General features: G+C 65.5%; 17 protein-coding genes and 2 pseudogenes. 8 read left to right on the top strand and 11 right to left on the bottom strand.

Annotation, left to right across the window (positions count from 1 at the left end; genetic code table 11):
- Positions 1-61: 61 nt before the first annotated feature.
- On the bottom strand, positions 62-778 hold the full coding sequence (locus EN786_RS25770; RefSeq protein ID WP_127311063.1) for a TetR/AcrR family transcriptional regulator: 717 nt from the start codon (positions 776-778) through the stop codon (positions 62-64).
- Between the two features lie 146 nt (positions 779-924).
- Between EN786_RS25770 and EN786_RS25765 the strand changes: the two genes are divergently transcribed.
- The 4 genes and pseudogenes from EN786_RS25765 to EN786_RS25750 all read left to right on the top strand — a co-directional run bounded on the left by EN786_RS25765 (position 925) and on the right by EN786_RS25750 (position 5,793).
- Positions 925-2,109, top strand: a complete 1,185-nt coding sequence (locus tag EN786_RS25765; protein WP_127287347.1) for an HlyD family secretion protein — start codon at positions 925-927, stop codon at positions 2,107-2,109.
- 133 nt (positions 2,110-2,242) lie between these two features.
- A pseudogene (locus EN786_RS25760) lies at positions 2,243-3,848 on the top strand (DHA2 family efflux MFS transporter permease subunit).
- A gap of 176 nt (positions 3,849-4,024) precedes the next feature.
- Positions 4,025-5,305, top strand: a complete 1,281-nt coding sequence (locus EN786_RS25755; RefSeq protein ID WP_127312015.1) for an SDR family oxidoreductase — start codon at positions 4,025-4,027, stop codon at positions 5,303-5,305.
- Positions 5,305-5,793 (top strand): DUF2269 domain-containing protein, encoded by a 489-nt coding sequence (locus tag EN786_RS25750; RefSeq protein ID WP_127312014.1) that lies wholly within the window; start codon positions 5,305-5,307, stop codon positions 5,791-5,793. The genes EN786_RS25755 and EN786_RS25750 overlap by 1 nt, the downstream gene beginning before the upstream one ends.
- Before the next feature lie 7 nt (positions 5,794-5,800).
- On the opposite strand, the gene msrB is transcribed toward EN786_RS25750, so the two are convergent.
- From msrB to EN786_RS25730, 4 genes are all read right to left on the bottom strand, one after another.
- Positions 5,801-6,304 carry a peptide-methionine (R)-S-oxide reductase MsrB gene (gene msrB / locus EN786_RS25745; RefSeq protein WP_127312013.1) on the bottom strand — a complete coding sequence of 168 codons (504 nt, stop codon included), beginning with the start codon at positions 6,302-6,304 and terminating at the stop codon, positions 5,801-5,803.
- Positions 6,305-6,508: 204 nt separating this feature from the next.
- Positions 6,509-7,066, bottom strand: a complete 558-nt coding sequence (locus EN786_RS25740; protein WP_135908981.1) for a fasciclin domain-containing protein — start codon at positions 7,064-7,066, stop codon at positions 6,509-6,511.
- Positions 7,067-7,291: 225 nt separating this feature from the next.
- Positions 7,292-7,996 carry an anti-sigma factor gene (locus tag EN786_RS25735; protein ID WP_127284061.1) on the bottom strand — a complete coding sequence of 235 codons (705 nt, stop codon included), beginning with the start codon at positions 7,994-7,996 and terminating at the stop codon, positions 7,292-7,294.
- Positions 7,993-8,532: a sigma-70 family RNA polymerase sigma factor gene (locus tag EN786_RS25730; protein ID WP_127284062.1), complete on the bottom strand. Its 540-nt coding sequence runs from the start codon at positions 8,530-8,532 to the stop codon at positions 7,993-7,995. The genes EN786_RS25735 and EN786_RS25730 overlap by 4 nt, the downstream gene beginning before the upstream one ends.
- A gap of 154 nt (positions 8,533-8,686) precedes the next feature.
- On the opposite strand from EN786_RS25730, the gene EN786_RS25725 reads away from it, so the two are divergent.
- Entirely contained in the window at positions 8,687-10,192 is a 1,506-nt protein-coding gene (locus tag EN786_RS25725) for an amidase (RefSeq protein WP_127310943.1), read from the top strand.
- Between the two features lie 82 nt (positions 10,193-10,274).
- Entirely contained in the window at positions 10,275-11,168 is an 894-nt protein-coding gene (gene argB, locus EN786_RS25720; RefSeq protein ID WP_127284064.1) for an acetylglutamate kinase, read from the top strand.
- 30 nt (positions 11,169-11,198) lie between these two features.
- Here the strand turns inward: argB and EN786_RS25715 are convergent, their stop codons facing one another.
- From EN786_RS25715 to EN786_RS25705, 3 genes and pseudogenes are all read right to left on the bottom strand, one after another.
- Positions 11,199-11,597 (bottom strand): RidA family protein, encoded by a 399-nt coding sequence (locus tag EN786_RS25715; protein ID WP_127310942.1) that lies wholly within the window; start codon positions 11,595-11,597, stop codon positions 11,199-11,201.
- Positions 11,598-11,759: 162 nt separating this feature from the next.
- Positions 11,760-13,303 (bottom strand): annotated as a pseudogene (bchE, locus tag EN786_RS25710) (magnesium-protoporphyrin IX monomethyl ester anaerobic oxidative cyclase).
- 109 nt (positions 13,304-13,412) lie between these two features.
- On the bottom strand, positions 13,413-13,889 hold the full coding sequence (locus EN786_RS25705; RefSeq protein WP_127310941.1) for an Lrp/AsnC family transcriptional regulator: 477 nt from the start codon (positions 13,887-13,889) through the stop codon (positions 13,413-13,415).
- 140 nt (positions 13,890-14,029) lie between these two features.
- On the opposite strand from EN786_RS25705, the gene phhA reads away from it, so the two are divergent.
- Positions 14,030-14,863, top strand: a complete 834-nt coding sequence (gene phhA, locus EN786_RS25700) for a phenylalanine 4-monooxygenase (RefSeq protein ID WP_127310940.1) — start codon at positions 14,030-14,032, stop codon at positions 14,861-14,863.
- A 197-nt stretch (positions 14,864-15,060) separates the two neighbouring features.
- Here the strand turns inward: phhA and EN786_RS25695 are convergent, their stop codons facing one another.
- Positions 15,061-15,552 (bottom strand): MarR family transcriptional regulator, encoded by a 492-nt coding sequence (locus EN786_RS25695; RefSeq protein ID WP_127284069.1) that lies wholly within the window; start codon positions 15,550-15,552, stop codon positions 15,061-15,063.
- 96 nt (positions 15,553-15,648) lie between these two features.
- Between EN786_RS25695 and EN786_RS37825 the strand changes: the two genes are divergently transcribed.
- The gene (locus tag EN786_RS37825; protein ID WP_187331341.1) at positions 15,649-15,816 is read left to right on the top strand and encodes a hypothetical protein; all 168 of its coding nucleotides are present in this window, start codon (positions 15,649-15,651) and stop codon (positions 15,814-15,816) included.
- A 140-nt stretch (positions 15,817-15,956) separates the two neighbouring features.
- Here the strand turns inward: EN786_RS37825 and EN786_RS25690 are convergent, their stop codons facing one another.
- Together EN786_RS25690 and EN786_RS25685 are read right to left on the bottom strand one after the other, a co-directional pair.
- Positions 15,957-17,396, bottom strand: coding sequence for a GMC family oxidoreductase (locus EN786_RS25690; protein ID WP_135908979.1), 1,440 nt, complete (start codon positions 17,394-17,396; stop codon positions 15,957-15,959).
- The gene (locus tag EN786_RS25685; protein ID WP_127284071.1) at positions 17,393-17,563 is read right to left on the bottom strand and encodes a hypothetical protein; all 171 of its coding nucleotides are present in this window, start codon (positions 17,561-17,563) and stop codon (positions 17,393-17,395) included. Before EN786_RS25685 ends, EN786_RS25690 begins: the two co-directional genes overlap by 4 nt.
- Positions 17,564-17,662: the final 99 nt, after the last annotated feature.

Raw genomic sequence — 17,662 nt, 5'->3', positions numbered from 1 at the left:
CTGCGTCGCGTCGTCAAGGCACGCCGCGAACCTTCGCAACCGCTCCGCGCGCTTCAGGTTTTCACACCGACTGTGCCGCCTGCTCCTCGGCCGCGAGCTTCTCGGTCCCGTAGGCCTTCAGGAACATGCCGACGCCCGACCTGACGACATGGTCGATCTCCTCCTGGCTGGGGGCCTTGGTGCGGTAGGAGAATATGCACTGCCGGAAAATACCGGCCAGGCAGAGTTCGGTGAACTGATAGGCGGCAAGATCGACATCGTCGATCTTGAGCAGGCCGCGCTCGATGGCGGCATTGAGGAAGGCCATGACCTTGTCATGGCCGCGTTTCGGGCCGCGCTCGTAAAACCGGGCGCCCATGTCGGGTATCCTGTCCGCCGCGCCGATCACCGTGCGCTGCGCCTGGATGACCTTGGCCGAGGTGATCTTGAGCGACAGCACCTTGCCGAACTTGACCAGTGTCTCGCGCAGATCGCCGGCGCGATCGAGCATCTCGTACATGTTCTTGAAGATGGTGCCGCGCTCTTCCTCGATCAGCGCCTCGAACAACTCTTCCTTGTTGGCGAAGTAGACATAGATGGTGCCCTTGGAGACACCGGCCTCGCGGGTGATGTCGTTCATCGACGCGGCCTCGAAGCCCTTGTCGATGAAGACACGGCGCGCGCCCTCGATGATCTGGCTGCGCTTGACCGGATCCTGCCCGGCCGCCGGGCGGCCGCGACGCAGGCTGTCCAGCACGTCGCACTGGTCGTTGCCGGGGTCCGACACTGTTTCGCCCATAAAAGTCACACCTCGCAAAATAATTCGAACCAACCGGTTCGATTGCCTCTTGATATGGGCCTGTTTTAGCGCTAAGTCAATCTCCAGATCGAACCGAACGGTTCAGTATAACAGAATTTCCTCATATAAACCTGCTGAGAGATATCATGTCCTCGAACGCGCCCGCCACCGCCGAAGTCCGCACGTTTCCCAACGCCAAGGTCCAACCATCGACCGAAGCGCCGGAAGCGCTTCCGCAGCCCGCCACCGTGACCCCTGCCGCGGCGCCCGCCAAAAAGAAGCGTTCGGTGCGCTCGCTGCTTCTGCCCATCATCGGGCTTGGGCTGCTCGGCGCCGCCGGCTGGTACGGCTACGACTACTGGACCGACGGCCGCTTCATGATCTCAACCGACGACGCCTATGTCCAGGCCGACATGTCGTTCGTGTCGCCGAAGATTTCCGGCTATGTCGACAAGGTCCTGGTGAGCGAGAACCAGCAGGTCAAGGCCGGCGACCCGCTGCTGACCATCGACGACGGCGACTACAAGATAGCCGTTGCCCAGGCCGAGGCGCAGATCGCCACGTTGGCGAAGACGCTCGACCGCATCGACGCGCAGACCAAGGCCGCCCAAGCGTCGCTGCAGCAGGCGCAGGCGTCGAAGGTGGCCGACCAGGCCGCGGCCGACAATGCGGCGCGCGCCCAGGACCGCGCGGCGCAGTTGCTCAAGACCCATGTCGGCACGCAGGCGCAGCTCGACGACGCGCAAACCGCGCTCGACCAGGCCAAGGCGGCGCTCGTCGGCGCCGACGCGCAGATCGCCGCCGCGCAGGCCAATATCGGTGTGCTCGAAGCGCAGCGCGCGGAGTCCGCAAGCACGCTGGCCTCGCTGCAGCTCGGCCGCGACAAGGCGGCGCGCGATCTATCCTTCACCGTCCTCAAGGCGCCCTATGACGGCGTCGTCGGCAACCGCTCGGTCGAGCAGGGCGACCTCGTCAGCCCCGGCCAGAAGCTCGCCGTCGTCGTGCCGATGGACAAGCTCTACATCGTCGGCAACTTCAAGGAGACGCAGCTCGGCCATCTGGTGGCCGGCGAGAAGGTCCGCATCACGGTCGATGCGATCGACGGCCAGAGCTTCGAAGGCACGGTGTCGTCGCTGGCGCCGGCTTCGGGTGCGGTGTTCTCGCTGCTGCCGCCGGAAAACGCCACCGGCAACTTCACCAAGGTGGTGCAGCGCGTTCCGGTCCGCATCGACGTGCCGGCCGACGTCCTGAAGACCGGCAAGCTGCGCGCCGGCCTGAGCGTCATCGTCGCCGCAGACAGCCGCACCGCGCCGGCCGCGACTGCCAACTAGGCACTTTTGGGGGGGCGGCCCGGCGGCTTGTCGAGCGCCGGGCCGCCCAGCCAACCCAAGTATTTGTTTTGACGCAATTCCGGACGGAAAGCCCCGCGCGCCTTTCCCGGAATTGCCGCAGGGAGGCCATGACATGGCAACCGCAACCGTCACCGCAGGATCGATACCGGCACGGCCGGCGGCACCCGCCCTGCCGGCCGACCATATGCCGGTTCGCCGCGTCATCGCCTTCCTGGCGATGGTGTTCGGTATGTTCATGGCGATCCTGGACATCCAGATCGTCTCGGCCTCGCTGGCCGAGATCCAGGCGGGCTTGAGCGCCAGCTCGGACGAGATCCCGTGGGTGCAGACCGCCTATCTGATCGCCGAGGTGGTGATGATCCCGCTGTCCGGCTTCCTCAGCCGGATGCTGTCGACAGGTCCTGTTCACAATCGCTGCCGCCGGCTTCACTGCGGCCAGCGCGCTGGCCGCGACCGCAACCAACATCGACCAGATGATCGTCTACCGCGCCATCCAGGGCTTCATCGGCGGCGGCATGATCCCCAGCGTCTTCGCTGCCGCCTTCACCATCTTCCCGCCGTCGCGCCGCGCCGTCGTCTCGCCGATGATCGGCCTGGTGGCGACGCTGGCGCCGACGATCGGCCCGACGGTGGGCGGCTATATCAGCCACGCCATGTCCTGGCACTGGCTGTTCCTGATCAATGTCGTGCCCGGCATTTTGGTGGCGACGGCGGCCTGGACGCTCATCGATTTCGACAAGCCCAACCTCAAGCTGTTCTCGAAGTTCGACTGGTGGGGCCTCGCCGGCATGGCCGCCTTCCTCGGCTGCATGGAATATGTGCTGGAGGAAGGCCCGAACAACGACTGGCTGCAGGACCAGGCGGTGTTCCTCTGCGCCGCCGTCATGAGCATCGGCGCAGTGCTGTTCTTCTGGCGCGCCTTCACCGCCGAGGAGCCGATCGTCGACCTGCGCGCCTTCACCAACGTCAACTTCGCCTTCGGCTCGCTGTTCTCCTTCGTCGTCGGCATCGGCCTCTACGGGCTCACCTATCTCTATCCGGTGTTCCTCGGCCGTATCCGCGGCTACGATTCGATGATGATCGGCGAAGCGCTGTTCGTCAGCGGCCTGGCGATGTTCTTCACAGCGCCCGTTGCCGGCATCCTGTCGAACAAGATCGATCTCAGGCTGATGATGATGATCGGCTTCTTCGGCTTCGCCACCGGCACCTGGTGGATGACGCATCTGACCGCCGACTGGGATTTCTACGAGCTGCTCATCCCGCAGATCCTGCGCGGCTGCTCGATGATGCTGTGCATGGTGCCGATCAACAACATCGCGCTCGGCACGCTGCCGCCGGAGCGGCTGAAGAATGCGTCTGGCCTGTTCAACCTGACCCGCAACCTCGGCGGCGCCGTCGGCCTTGCCGTCATCAACACGGTGCTGATCGACCGCAACGCCTTCCACTACGCCAGGCTCGCCGAGCATGTTCAGTGGGGCAGCGCCGAAGCGCAGCAGAAGCTGCAGAACATGACCATGAACTTCGAGCAGACCGCCGGTCTCGACGCCACCAAGGCGGCGATCTCCAAGCTGTCCGGCATGGTCCAGCAGCAGGCATCGCTGCTGTCCTTCATGGACGTGTTCTACATGCTGACGGTGCTGTTCGCCACGCTCGGCCTGTTCGTCCTGTTCATCCGCAAGCCGGCCGACCAGGCCGGCGGCGGTGGCGGAGGCCATTGAGGCGCGCCGGAACCCCCGCCTGGCGCCCCTCGTGCATGACCCCGGAAATCGGCGACGATTCCGGGGTCATGCTTTAACTCCACCCGTTTGGCGGCGAGGCGTCGGTGGCGATCGCGCCTTGGATGAGAGCCATCCGAACTGGTTTCGGCTGAAGTGGTTTCAGCTAAAGTTCCGGCATGAACATCCTGATTCTCGGCGCGACCGGCTTCATCGGGTCCGCCGTCACAAGAAGACTTGCGGAGGAAGGCCACCAGGTCACGGGGCTTGGACGCGAGCCGGCGCGCGCGGCGCTGAAGATGCCGCAGGCGCGCTGGCTGAAGGCCGATCTCGCCGGCATGACGCGGAGCGTGGACTGGCAGACCGCGCTGGATGGCCAGCAGGCCGTGGTCAATTGCGCCGGCGCCCTGCAGGACGGGCTCGCCGATGACCTGACGGCCACCCAGGAAAAAGCGATGCTCGCTCTCTATGAGGCCGCGCGCGACCGGGAATTGCTGATCGTCCAGATCTCGGCGGACACAGGGGGAACCGGCCGCGACCTGCCCTTTCTCGACACCAAGAGGCGGGCCGACGGGGCGCTCGCGGCAAGCGGCGTGCGCCATGTCATCCTGCGGCCGGCGCTGGTGCTCGGCCGCAATGCGCATGGCGGCTCCGCCTTGTTGAGGGCGCTGGCGGCCTTCCCGTTGGCGATCCCTCTGGCTTACGCCGACAGCCCGGTCACGGCGGTCGCGCTCGACGATGTCGCCGGCGCGGTCAGCGCCGCGATCGGCGGCGCGCTGCCCTCCGGCTCGGACCTCTCGCTCGGCGGCGATGAAGGCCTGACGCTGAAGGACCTAGTCCTTTTGCATCGCAACTGGCTCGGCCTGCCCCCGGCCCCTGTGATTGCCGTTCCGCCGATGGCCGCACGGCCGGTGACGTGGCTGGCCGATCTCGCCGGCCGGCTCGGCTGGCGCTCGCCGCTCCGCTCGACGGCACTTGCGGTGATGGCGGGCGGTGTCGAGGTGCGGCGGCAGCCAGGCACAGACCGGCGCCTTTCGTCGGCGGCCGAGACGCTCGCCGCCGCCCCTTCGGGCGTGCAGGATCTATGGTTCGCCCGGCTCTATCTCTTGAAAGCGCCGATCATCGTCACGCTGGCGCTGTTCTGGCTCATTTCCGGCCTCGCGCCGTTCCTGGCATTCGACGCGGCGCGCAGCCATTTCGCAAACTTCCTGCCTGGCCGCGCCGCGAACGCGATGGTGGTGGTGACATGTCTTGCCGATGTCGCGCTGGGGCTTGCGGTGCTTTTCCGGCCCTGGGCGCGGTGCGCTCTGATCGGCATGCTGGTGCTGACGCTCGCCTACCTGCTTGCCGCTACATTCGCGGAGCCGGCGCTCTGGCTCGATCCGCTCGGCCCGCTGGTCAAAGTGGTGCCATCGATCCTGCTGGCGCTCACGGCCCTTGCCATTCTGGACGAACGCTGATGGCGCTGGAAGACGTGCTGCGACTTGTCCATGTGCTCGGCGCGACGGTGCTGTTCGGAACCGGCATCGGCATCGCCTTCTTCATGGCGATGGCCGTCAGGACCCGCGACCCCCGCATCGTCGCCCATGTCGCCGGCATCGTGGTGGTCGCCGATACCATCTTCACGGCGACTGCCGTGGTGCTGCAGCCGCTGACCGGGTACGGGCTGGCGCGCGTCGTCGGATGGCCGCTCGACGAAGGCTGGATCCTGCTGTCACTGGCGCTCTATGTGATCATCGGCCTGTTCTGGGTGCCGGTGGTCTGGATCCAGATCCGCTTGCGCGACATGGCCAAGCACGCAGCGGCGGAAGCGACCGCCCTGCCGCCAGGCTTCGACCGGCTCTACCGCGTCTGGTTCGCGTTCGGCTTTCCGGCCTTCTTCGCCGTCGTCGCCATCTTCTGGCTGATGCTGACCAAGCCCAGCATCATGCTTCTCGGCCTGAACTAAGCGCGTCTCAGGCGGCGGCCGGCTTGAAGCTCAGCGCCACGCCGTTGATGCAATGGCGCAGGCCCGTCGGCGCCGGACCATCGTCGAAGACATGGCCGAGATGGCCGCCGCAGCGGCGGCAATGGACCTCGGTGCGGGTCATGCCGAGCGAGCGGTCCGCGGTCGTGCCGATGGCCTTGGGAATTTCCTGCCAGAAGCTCGGCCAACCGGTGCCGGAATCGAATTTGGTCTCCGAGGGATAGACCGGCAGGTCGCAGCCGGCGCAGGCGAAGATGCCCTTGCGGTGCTCGTTGAGCAGCGGGCTGGTGCCCGGATATTCGGTGCCTTCCTTGCGCAGCACATTATACGCCGCGTCGGACAGGATGGCGCGCCATTCGGCGTCGGTCTTGGTCACTTCGAAGGTCTCGGCGGCGCGGGCGTCTGGCGCGCCACCAATGCGCAGCAAGGCAGCCGTGCCGGCCAGCACCGCGGCGGCCGCGGCGCCGCTCAGGAGAAGATCGCGACGGTTCATGGGACAATTCCTCCAATGCCGGTTTGCCAGATTTTCGCGCCAAGCGAAAATCAAAAGCGGTTGACGCCTCCCAACGAAAACTCCGCGCCGGCTCCACTTCACGTGGACGGCGCGGAGCAAGCTGTCAGTCGCACGGCCTACAGGAGAGGAGCCGCGCAACCGGGGAAGGCCTTTGCCATGTCTTCGCTGGCAGCGGCGTCTTTGTTACATCTTCGGCAGCAGCACCTTGTCGATGACGTGAATGACGCCGTTAGACTGCCGGAGGTCGGCGATGGTGACATTGGCGACATTGCCGTTCTCGTCGGTCACGGTGACCTTGCCCTTGTCGGCCTTGAGCGTCAGTTCGCAGCCGCCGGCGGTCTTGACCTTGTGCGCGCCGCCATCGGCCTTGGCCATCTTGGCGACGTCGGCGGCCATCGCCTTGGCGGCGATGACGTGGCAGGTCAGGATCTTGGTGAGCTTGTCCTTGTTCTCGGGCTTGAGCAGCGTCTCGACCGTGCCGGCGGGCAGCGCGGCGAAGGCCTCGTTGGTCGGCGCGAAGACGGTGAACGGGCCGGCGCCCTGCAGCGTGTCGACCAGGCCGGCGGCCTTGACGGCAGCGACCAGCGTGGTGTGGTCCTTCGAATTGACGGCATTCTCGATGATGTTCTTCTTGGCATACATCGGCGCGCCGCCGACCATCGGATTGGCGGCATAGGCGGCGGCACCGAGCGTGGAAAGACCAATAGTACCGGCGAGCAAAAGGGTGGCGAATTTACGCATGATTTCTGTCTCCTCTGGATATCGTTGCCCGTTTTTGGGAACACCAGGAGATACGGGGCAGGTTTGCGCGAGTTTCGTCCGGCTCTCAAAAATTTTTATCTGGCCTTGTGCGCGACGAAATTATGCTGACGAGCGCGCGGCCGGAAAGAAACTTTCCTAGCTCCAACCTGACGCAGGATAGATTTCGATTATTCTTTCAGGCAGAGCGCCCGGCCCTCGAAGAGACTAGATGCCCCTCAGGTCGCCCGCGGCGACAACCGGCCCGGTCGGCTGGCCGGTCGGCGAGCCCCCGACAGGCTCGACGCTGACCGCGAGCACGGCGCCTTGCGCGAGCTTCTGCTCGACGGCCGGCGTGACCGCCATATGCGTGGTCTGGCCGGCGGGGATGACGCCCATCGAGACCGGCGCGTTCTTACCCTCGATCATCCACAACTCGAAATCCTTGCCGGCGGCGCGCTCGCCGGAGACAAGAGAGAGGCCGACATCGCGCCGCGCCGCGTCGTAGACGACGAGATATTTGACGTCGCTGCCGTCGGCGGCCAGCGAGGCGACCAGCCGCGCCTGCGGCTCGACCACCGGCGGATTGACGTAGGGCAAGGCAATGGCGATCGCCAGCGCAGCCACCGCCGCGGCGGCGAGGCCGCGCCAAAAGGCGAGGCTCGACCAGAGACCGGGGCGCGATTCTTGCGCGAACAGCCGGCGATCGATCGCCTCCTTGACCCTGATCGGAGGCTCGGTCTCCGGAAAGGCTGCGGCCATCGGCGAAAGGTGAACCTCCCAGCGGTCGACAAGACGCGCGAAAGCGGCGTCTGCCTCGATGCGGCGGGACGCGATCTGGCGTTCGTCCGCGGCCAGGACGCCAAGAACGTATTCGGCGGCGAACAGGTCGTCGCCTCCACGTTCCGGTCCGTTTTCCTCTGCCAGCGTCATCTTTCCAGGCATTCCCTGAGTTTCAACAGGCTGCGCCGCAGCCAGGTCCGCATCGTGTTCAGCGGCACGCCATGGCGCTCCGCCAGCTCGGCATAGCTTTCGCCGTTCAGATAGGCGCCCCGGACGGCCGCCGCCCGGTCTTTCTCCAACTCATCGAGGCAATGGTAGATGCGCACGGATTCACCGCCCGCCACGGCCATGGCCTCCGGTCCCGGCGCCGGATCGGCCACGTCGAGCGCGGCATCGATATAGGCGGCTGGCTCTCGCCGCGCCCGGATGCGATCGATCGCATGATTGCGCGCAATGGCCACCAGCCAGGAAATCGGGCTTAGATCGGAGACCGCGAAACGATCCGCCTTCGTCCAGATCTTGACGAAGACCTCCTGAAGCGCTTCTTCCGCATCTCCCCTGTCCTTCAATACACGAAGGCAGACGCCGAAAAGTTTCGCGCTGGTCTGCCGGTAGAGCAGATCAAACGCTGCCCGGTCCTTCATTGAAGTCCGGACGATCAGCTGGCTGATATCCTGCGGCGCCATGGCGGCAAATTAGAGGATTGCCATACATTTGCAACGGCGCAGGCAATACTGTCCCGCTCAAAGCTTGCGATGATCTTTGCCGACGATGGGTTAGCGCGCCGTTGCCAAGCAAATCGGCTGCCGCTAGCCTCCGGGCCGGCGGAGGACAGCGGCGATGTCGGTCGAGCGGGTGCTGTGGGAAGAGGATGCGACCGGCCTGGCCGGCCTTGTCCAGAAGGGTGAGCTCTCGCCGCAGGAGCTTGTCGACGCGGCAATCGCGCGCGCCGAGGCGACGCGCCCCGACATCAATGCCATCGCCGAGCCGCTTTATGATGCGGCGCGGGCACGCGCCAGGACGGTCGACCGCACGCTGCCGCTCGCCGGCGTGCCCTTCGCGCTGAAGGACCTCGGCATCGGCCTGAAGGGCGTGCCGATCCATGGCGGCAGCCGCATCCCGGCTTTCACGGCCGACTACAATTCGGTGATGGTCGAGCGCCATCTCGCCGCCGGCCTGATCCCGATCGCCACAAGCACCTCGCCCGAGCATGGGCTGCGGCTGATGACGGAATCGGCGGCTTTCGGCATCACCCGCAATCCGTGGAATACCGGCCACACAACCGGCGGCTCGTCGGGGGGCGCGGCGGCACTGGTGGCTGCCGGCGTGGTGCCGGCGGCACATGCCTCCGATGGCGGCGGCTCGATCCGGGTGCCTTCGGCCTGCAGCGGGCTGGTGGGCCTGAAGACCTCGCGCGGCCGCGTGCCGCTGACGCCGCTCACCAGCGAAAGCTGGTTCGGCATGATCGTCGACCACGCGGTCGCCCGATCGGTCCGGGATTCGGCGCTGCTGCTCGACCTGACGCATGGGCCGGATCCGCTGTCGCCCTATGGCGCGCCGGCGCCGAAAGGCAGCTTCGCCGCGGCCGCGGCGCGCGATCCCGGCAAGCTCAGGCTCGCCGTCTACCGAAAGTCGCCGCTCGGCCTGCCGATTTCGGCCGAGACGCTGAGGGCGCTGGACACGGCGATCGCGCTGGCGCGCGAGGGCGGCCATACGGTCGAAGAGATCGACCTGCCCTATATCGGGCGCGATTTCATGGCCGATTTCTGCAAGACGGTGACCTCGGCGGTGGCCGGCACGATACGCGCCGAGGCGCTGCGCGTCGGCCGCGGCGTTCTCGGCGACGTCGAGCGGGCCACGCGCGTGCTTGCCCGCTTCGGCGATATCATCCCGGCCGGCGAACTCTATGAGATCCTGCAGCGGCTCAACGCCACGTCGCGCCGGCTGATCGCCGAGACGGCGCCGTACGACGCCGTGCTGATGCCGATCATCGCGCACCCGCCGCTGGCCTGCGGCGCCATGGATCCGAAGGGCGCCGACGAGTTGATCGAGAACCTGCTGGACAAACTGCATTTGACCAGGCTGCTCAGGATCAAATCGTTCCTCGGGCAGCTGATGGACAAAAGCCTTTGGTTCACCCACTGGCCGGCGATCCAGAATGTCACCGGCCAGCCGTCGATCGCGCTGCCGGTCCATGTCACCGAGGCCGGCCTGCCGCTCGGCATCCAGGCGGCGGGGCGCCCGGGCGACGAGGAGACGCTTTTGTCCTTCGCCGCGCAGATGGAGAAGATCTCGGGCTGGCAGAAGCGGCGGGCGCCGCTGAAGGTGCCTCAGCCAATTTCATAAATTGTGACAGCAAAGCCGTTTGCGACCCGAACCAATTCCCGCTAAGACGCGCGCCATCCTTGCCACTTTGGGAACAAGACCGATGACGGACATCGCCGCCACCGCCGAAATGCAGGCCGCGCTGCTTTCGCGGGCGCTGCCCTATATGCAGCGCTACGAGAACAAGACCGTCGTGGTGAAATATGGCGGCCACGCTATGGGCGACAGCGAGCTCGGCAAGGCCTTCGCTCGCGACATCGCGCTCTTGAAACAGTCCGGCGTCAATCCGATCGTGGTGCATGGCGGCGGACCGCAGATCGGCGCCATGCTCAACAAGATGGGCATCGAATCCAAATTCGAAGGCGGCCTTCGCGTCACCGACCAGAAGACGGTCGAGATCGTCGAGATGGTGCTTGCCGGCTCGATCAACAAGGAGATCGTGGCGCTGATCAACGCCGAGGGCGAATGGGCGATCGGGCTGTGCGGCAAGGACGGCAACATGGTGTTCGCCGAAAAGGCGCGCAAGACCATGATCGACCCGGACTCCAACATCGAGCGGGTGCTCGATCTCGGCTTCGTCGGCGAGCCGGTCGAGGTCGACCGCACGCTGCTCGACCTGCTCGCGCGCTCCGAAATGATCCCGGTGCTGGCGCCGGTGGCGCCCGGCCGCGACGGCCACACCTACAACATCAATGCCGATACTTTCGCCGGCGCGATCGCCGGCGCCTGCAAGGCCTCGCGCCTCTTGTTCCTAACCGACGTGCCCGGTGTGCTCGACAGGAACAAGACGCTGATCGACGAGCTGACGGTTTCCGAGGCCAAAGCGCTGATCAGGGACGGCACGGTGTCGGGCGGCATGATCCCCAAGGTCGAGACCTGCATCGAGGCGATCGAGCGCGGCGTCGAAGGCGTCGTCATCCTCAACGGCAAGACGCCGCATTCGGTGCTGCTTGAGCTGTTCACCGAGCACGGCGCCGGCACGCTGATTGTGCCGTGAAGCGGCCTGCCGATCAGCCTGGCTGTTCTGTCAGGCGGGTTGAGGCAGGCGGGCGATGACCTTTATTTCGAAATCAAAGCCGGCCAGCCAATTGACGCCGACCGCAGTCCAGTTGGTGTAAGGCGGTTCGCCAAACACTTTCAACCGAACGGCATCGAACGCTGCCCATTGCGCGGCCGGATCGGTGTGGAAGGTGGTGACGTCGACAATGTCGTCGAACGTGCCGCCGGCGGCTTTCAGCACAGCTGCGAGGTTATCGAAGGCCAGCTGGACCTGCTTCTCGAAGACCGGCTCGGGCGAGCCGTCCTCACGGCTGCCGACCTGGCCCGAGACGAACAGAAGGTCGCCCGAGCGGATCGCCGCTGAATAGCGGTTGATTTCATAAAGGGCCTGCCTGCCGGCAGGGAAGATTGCGTCACGTTTGCTCATTGTCATTCCATTCAGATGTGGCAGACCCAATCTGCTGGCGATCCGGGCCTGCGTTCCATTGTCCGGGACAATTCACATACGCCCCGTATGCCTGAGATGGGTGCATACGTGACGTATGTCAATACGCATACGTTACGTATGTCTGTAAATGGCAAGGACCCCTCAGGCGCCGGGGGAGATTGCAACGGTCGCTTCGGCCGGCTTGCGCGGCGGCCGCATGAGCACCATCGATTCTTCCTCGGCCTGCGGTGCGCCCCAGAATTCGGCCAGCGTCGGCCCGTCCGTCACGCGGCGGTCGCGGGCGAGAAAACCCCAGACCTCGCGAAACCAGACGCGGCGGCCCATCTTCGTGTACCAGCGCATCGAATGGCGCTGCTCGGGATCGCGGTGAAAGAGGATGCGCGCCAGCGCCTTAGGCCGCGACTGCACGGCAAGCTCGATCAGCTTGACGCTGAAGAACAGCATCCAGGGTTTTAGCCGCGTCATCCTCAGCACCTGGTGCTTGTAGTCCCACAGCCGGACATCTGTCTGGATCACCCTGCGATCCTTGGCGATGCGGAAGAACGGCGTCCAGCGGTGCGGCGTGACATAGAGCGCCTGGATCTGGTCGGGATCGTAGGCGATGAGCTGGCGGAAGCCGCGCCAGAGGTCGCGGAAGCCCTCGTCCTCGAAGCCGGCCACCCAGGTCGCCATCGACAATATGCCATGCTGACGGAGCAGGCGGATCGCTTCGCGGTCTGAAGCCGTGCTGCCGCCCTTGCGGATCAATGACAGCGTCTCCTCGTCGGTGTTCTCCATGCCGAGCAGCCAGCGGATGACGCCGGCCTTGCGGTAGAGATGCAGGATATCGGCATCGCGGACGATGTCGTCGGCGCGGGTCGAGCCGACGATCAGCACCGGCACGTCTTCAGCGATCATGGCGTCGAGAAAGGCGCGCCAGGCCTTCTTCGACGAGGTCGGGTTCTCGTCGGCGAGATTGATCAGCTCGACGCCATGCTGACGGTGCAGCCAGGCGATCTCACGCGCGAAGTTCTTGGGGTCGCGATGGCGCCAGCGGGTCCAGAAGCCGCGCTGGCCGCAATAGTTGCACAGATGCGGACAGCCCCGGGAGAACTGCATGACCACGGCGCGCTTGCCGCCCCAGTAACTGTAGCGGCGGTGGTCGATCAACTCCCAGCCGACGCGGTAATCATCGAGCGTGGCGATGGTGCCTGCCGAACGGGTGGCGAAGGGTCGGCCGAGATCGTCGCGATAGGCGATGCCGGCCACATCGGCGAGCGGCCGCCGCCGGTCCAGCGCCTCGATCAGCGACACGATGGTCGCCTCGCCCTCGCCGCGCACGATGACGTCGAAGGCTTCCGTTCCCGCCAGTATGTCGCGCCAGTGATAGGTCGGGAAGACGCCGCCATAGATCACCAGCGTCGCCGGCGCGCGGCCCTTGACCATGCGCGCGATTTGCAGCGCGGTCGGATGCGCCGAGGTGGAGCCGGAAGGCCGATCAGGATGCAGTCGGGACCGTCGCCCAGGGCATCCTCGACGAGCGCGGGAAGCGGCATCGGCCCGAACTCGGCATCGACGAGGCGGACCTCATGGCCGGCATCGAGCAGCGGGCCGCCGAGCGCCAGCAGACCGAGCGGCGGCAGATGGTCGTCCGGCACGCGGCTGCCGATGGCGGTGTGCGGCGGGTTGATCAGCACGATCTTCATGGCGGACCTTCTTGTTCGATGGTCCACCTGACCTAGCCGGCGATCTGGATGCCGACTTGGCCCTGTTCAGCAGTTTCGGTGCAGCTTTTCCGCAAAAAATGGCGCGTGGCTACTTCCTGAGATGCCCGAGCGGCACGTGGCCGGGCCCCTTGATGTTCTGCAGCACGAGTTGGGTGTGGACGTCGCGGACGCCGTCGAGCCGCATCAGCCGGTGCATGACGAAGGAGTTGAGCTCGTCGACCGAAGGCACCATGACATGCAGCAGGAAATCGTGGTCGCCGGTCATCGTCCAGCACGACGAAACCTCGTCCATGCGCTGCACGGCGGCGATGAAGCTCTCGGGCGAGCCGTCGCTGTGGCTGACCAGCCGCACCTGGATGAACACCTCGACCGTCAGGCCGACGGCGCGGCGGCTGATGACGGCGGCAAAACCCTTGATGATGCCGGCGTCCTGAAGCGCCTCGAAACGCCGCGCGCAGGGCGTGGTCGAGAGGCCGATCTGCTGCGCCAGTTCCGACACGGGCTTGCGTCCGTCGCGCTGCAGGATGTCGAGCATCTTGATCTCGAAATCGTCAAACTGAGGCATTTTCACTCTCCAGCAGCTTTTCGATAGCTTCTTTTACCTCAAATAGCGCGAGCGGACCATTAGGAAAGCGGAATTGCCTCGCCGCCTCCGGCTAAATTGGCGACACGATTGCCACTCATGAATCCGCCAGGAGAACAGCCATGACGATCAGCGTTGCCGATTACGCCCGCGAATGCGAGGCGCAGGGCCTGCGCGGCGACTATTCGGTCTGCCGTGCCGATTTCACCGTGGCGCAGGGCTACGATTACAGCGCCGACGAGCAGGCGGTGTGGCGCACGCTGTGCGACCGCCAGACAAAGCTGACGCAGAAGCTCGCGCACCGCTCCTATCTCGACGGCGTCGCCGCACTCGGCCTGCTCGACCGGATCCCGGATTTCGACACGATCAGCGAGAGGCTGCGCAAGCTGACCGGCTGGGAGATCGTCGCCGTGCCGGGCCTCATCCCCGCGGCCCCCTTCTTCGACCACCTCGCCAACCGCCGCTTCCCGGTCACCAACTGGCTGCGGACGAAGGAAGAGCTCGACTACATCGTCGAGCCGGACATGTTCCACGACTTCTTCGGCCATGTGCCGATCCTGACGCAGCCGGTGTTCGCCGACTTCATGCAGATGTACGGCGAGAAGGCGGAGGACGTGATCGCGCTCGGCGGCGACGAGATGATCACCCGTCTCTATTGGTATAGCGCCGAATATGGGCTGATCCGGGAAGCCGGCCAGCCGCTGAAGGCTTTCGGCGCCGGGCTGATGTCGTCGTTCACCGAATTGCAGTTCGCCGTCGAGGGCAATGACGCGCACCACGTGCCCTTCGACCTCGAGACGGTGATGCGCACCGGCTACGAGATCGACAAGTTCCAGCGCGCCTATTTCGTGCTGCCGTCCTTCGACGTCCTGCGCGATGCCTTCGGCAGCGCCGATCTCGCCGGCATCGTCGCCCGCCACAAGGGCAAGCCGGCGCTTGACCCGGCGACGGTCTAACGCTCTCAAAGAGCGCGCAGCGGTCTTGAGAGCCATGCATCAAACAAGGTCTTGAAGCGCGGCGGCTCTGCGCGTCGCGCCTCGAGGTCGGCGTCGCCCCGCCGGCGTTCAGAGCGGTTCAGTTGCTGATTGGGCGGCTGAACCGCTCCGAATATTTGCGGACAAGCGCCGCTCGGACAGCTCCGGCGCTTCGGGGATCAGCCGGCTTGCGGCGCCTCCGCCTTCAGCCGGGCAAGCTGCTCGCGCTGCAGGTCGAGCGCGGCTGTGATAAAGCGCTGGACGGCGGCGAGTTCGGCATCGCTGAAGCTGGCGATCAGCCTTTCGCCATCCCGCGCGATGGCGCCATAGTAGCGCGCCGAGAGCTCGCGGGTCAGGTCGGTCGCCTCGATCACCACCTTGCGCCTGTCCTCCAGGCTGCGCGTGCGCGTCAGCAGGCCGCGCGCCTCCAGCCGGTCGATCAGCGCGGTGACCGCGGCCGGGGTCAGCCCGGTCGCCACCGCGATCGCGCCCGCCGATTGGGCGCCGCCATGGAGCAGCCCGAGGCACTGGCGCTCCGCCGCGTTCAGCCCGAGCCTCGCCCCCACCGCCTCGTCATAGGCCTGTGTCGCATCCTGCCAGCGCATGATGGCGAGACTGATGGCTGCCGTCATATCGGCGCGATTCGTGCTTGACGATTTTATTTCGATCATCTAACTATCAATCTGTCTAACATTAAGACGACGGTAGCAATATGCGACCGCAGCCTGCGCAAGGCAAGGTCCCGGTCGCTGACGAGGAGCAGAAAAATGAGCTTGATTCAGCAGCGGACACCCCTCTCGCACGAGGAGGAGTTCAAATACGCCAAGCTGGCGATGGAATGGTATGGCTGGGGTTCGCCGATCGGCCTCGGCATCCTGCTGGTGGCGCTGGCGGCGGCAGCCGTGCTGGTGCGCATCGCCGTCTACGGCCTTTAGGCCGGCGGCAGACGATTCTCCCCAAAGGCGCGCCAAGGGCGGCGCCGGCAGTCTATCCGGCTGCCGGCGCCGCTTGCCTTTGGGGATGATCTTTTCGCAATTCCGGACGGAAAACCGCGACGCGCCGTTGCTGGAATTGCTCAGACGGTGATGACCTTGCTCAGATGATCGCCCAGCCGGCAGGCCAGCGCGGTGATCGTCGTCGTCGGATTGCATTCGCCCGAGGTGCAGAACACCGAGGAGCCGCCGACATAGAGATTATCCATGCCGTGCACCTTCGAATTGGCATCGACCACGCTCTTGGTCACATCCGTGCCCATGCGCGTGCCGCCCATATGATGGTGTCCGGCCAGCTCCTCATTCGTCGGATAGTCCTCGCCATTGGTCAGCCAGTCGGCGATGCGCACCCGGCCGAGGTTCTTCTCGGCCAGCGTCTTGCCGAACAGCCGGAGGCCTTCGAGAATCGTGCGGTGCTCCAGCGGCGATTTCTTCCAGTGCAGTTCGATGCGCGGCACGCCGGCGTGGTCGACATCGGTCTTCGACAGCTCGATCTGGTTGGAAGCCACCGGCGCCTGTTCCCAGGCGACATAGAGCTGGGCGGCGCAACGCAGGCGCTGGCTGAGCTTGGCTGACATCCATTCGGCCATGTCGGGCGCCGTGCAGGCGAGGTCGGCGATCAACCGCTTGACGCTCGGATAGGGCGTCTCGATCAGCCGGATGCCGAAATTCATGATCTGCAGCCGTTCCATGGCGGGCAGTGTCGGCGAGAAGAAAGCCTCGTTGACGGCGTCGACCTCGAACTCGCCATAGTCGGCGAGGATGGCATTGCCGCCCTCGAAGGTCGGGTGCTCCATCCAGTAGCGGCCGAGCGCCGCGGCGTTCGGCACGACGCCGCCGTTCGAGCGCTGGTTCGACCACAGAAGCAGCCGCGAATTCTCCAGCCCGCCGGTGCAGACGATGAAGTAGTCGGCGGTGAAGGTTCCGGCATCCTGCCCGTTCGACCACAGCCTGGCGCCGGTCACGCGCTTGCCGTCGCCGGAAAGTTCGGTCGCATAGGTGTTGAGCACGACGGCGATGTTCTTGCTCTTGTCCAGCTCGTCGGCGAATTTCTCGCCGAAGCGCACGGCCGGGCTCTTGATCAGCTGCACCCAGCGGATGTCGTCCGAGATTGGCACATCGGGCCGGAAGTCGGGAAGCTCGAGGATGTCGTGGACTTCTCCCAGATAGGGCTCGATGTCGGCGCGGCTGATCGGCCAGCCGGTGTCCGGCGCCCAGGCCTTGGGCTCGAAGTCCTGGCTGTCGAGCACCCGGCACCAGCCGGCCCAGTGGTTGGACGAACCGCCCATGAAGCGCAGCCGCGTGATGTCGAGATCGAAATAGGGATCGCCGACGGTGGCGCCGCGATAGAAGTCCTGCGATTCGTCGCTGAATTCGCGCGATCCGGCCTCCAGCACGACGACGGGAATGCCGGCGGCGCCCAGCTTTCTGGCGATCGTGGTGCCGGCCGGGCCGGAGCCGAGGATGCAGGCCCTGGCGGCGAAATTCGACGCGCGGAAGGCCTCGTAGCTGTCGAAGATCATGCGAGGTCGCTCCGCTTCAGGATCCAGCCATTGACCTCGACGATCTCATTTGGGTCGGCGTTGGGGGGATCGACGACGGGCTGGTTGCGGAACAAGGACAGGGCCGGCAGCGCGATCAGCGCCTGCACGATGGCGCGGCGCGACATTTTCTTGATGAAGAAGCTCATGACACGTCTTTCGATGGGGGCCTCGATCCACGCATGGCGTTCCTGAACGGCACACGCCCGCCAGGAAAAGCCAGTTTCGTGCCAATGCTAGCGCAGGCT

Source organism: Mesorhizobium sp. M4B.F.Ca.ET.143.01.1.1 (genome assembly GCF_004792275.1).
Lineage (GTDB): Bacteria > Pseudomonadota > Alphaproteobacteria > Rhizobiales > Rhizobiaceae > Mesorhizobium > Mesorhizobium abyssinicae.
Note: the sequence above shows the minus strand (reverse complement) of the source record. Positions and strands in the feature narration are given on the sequence as shown.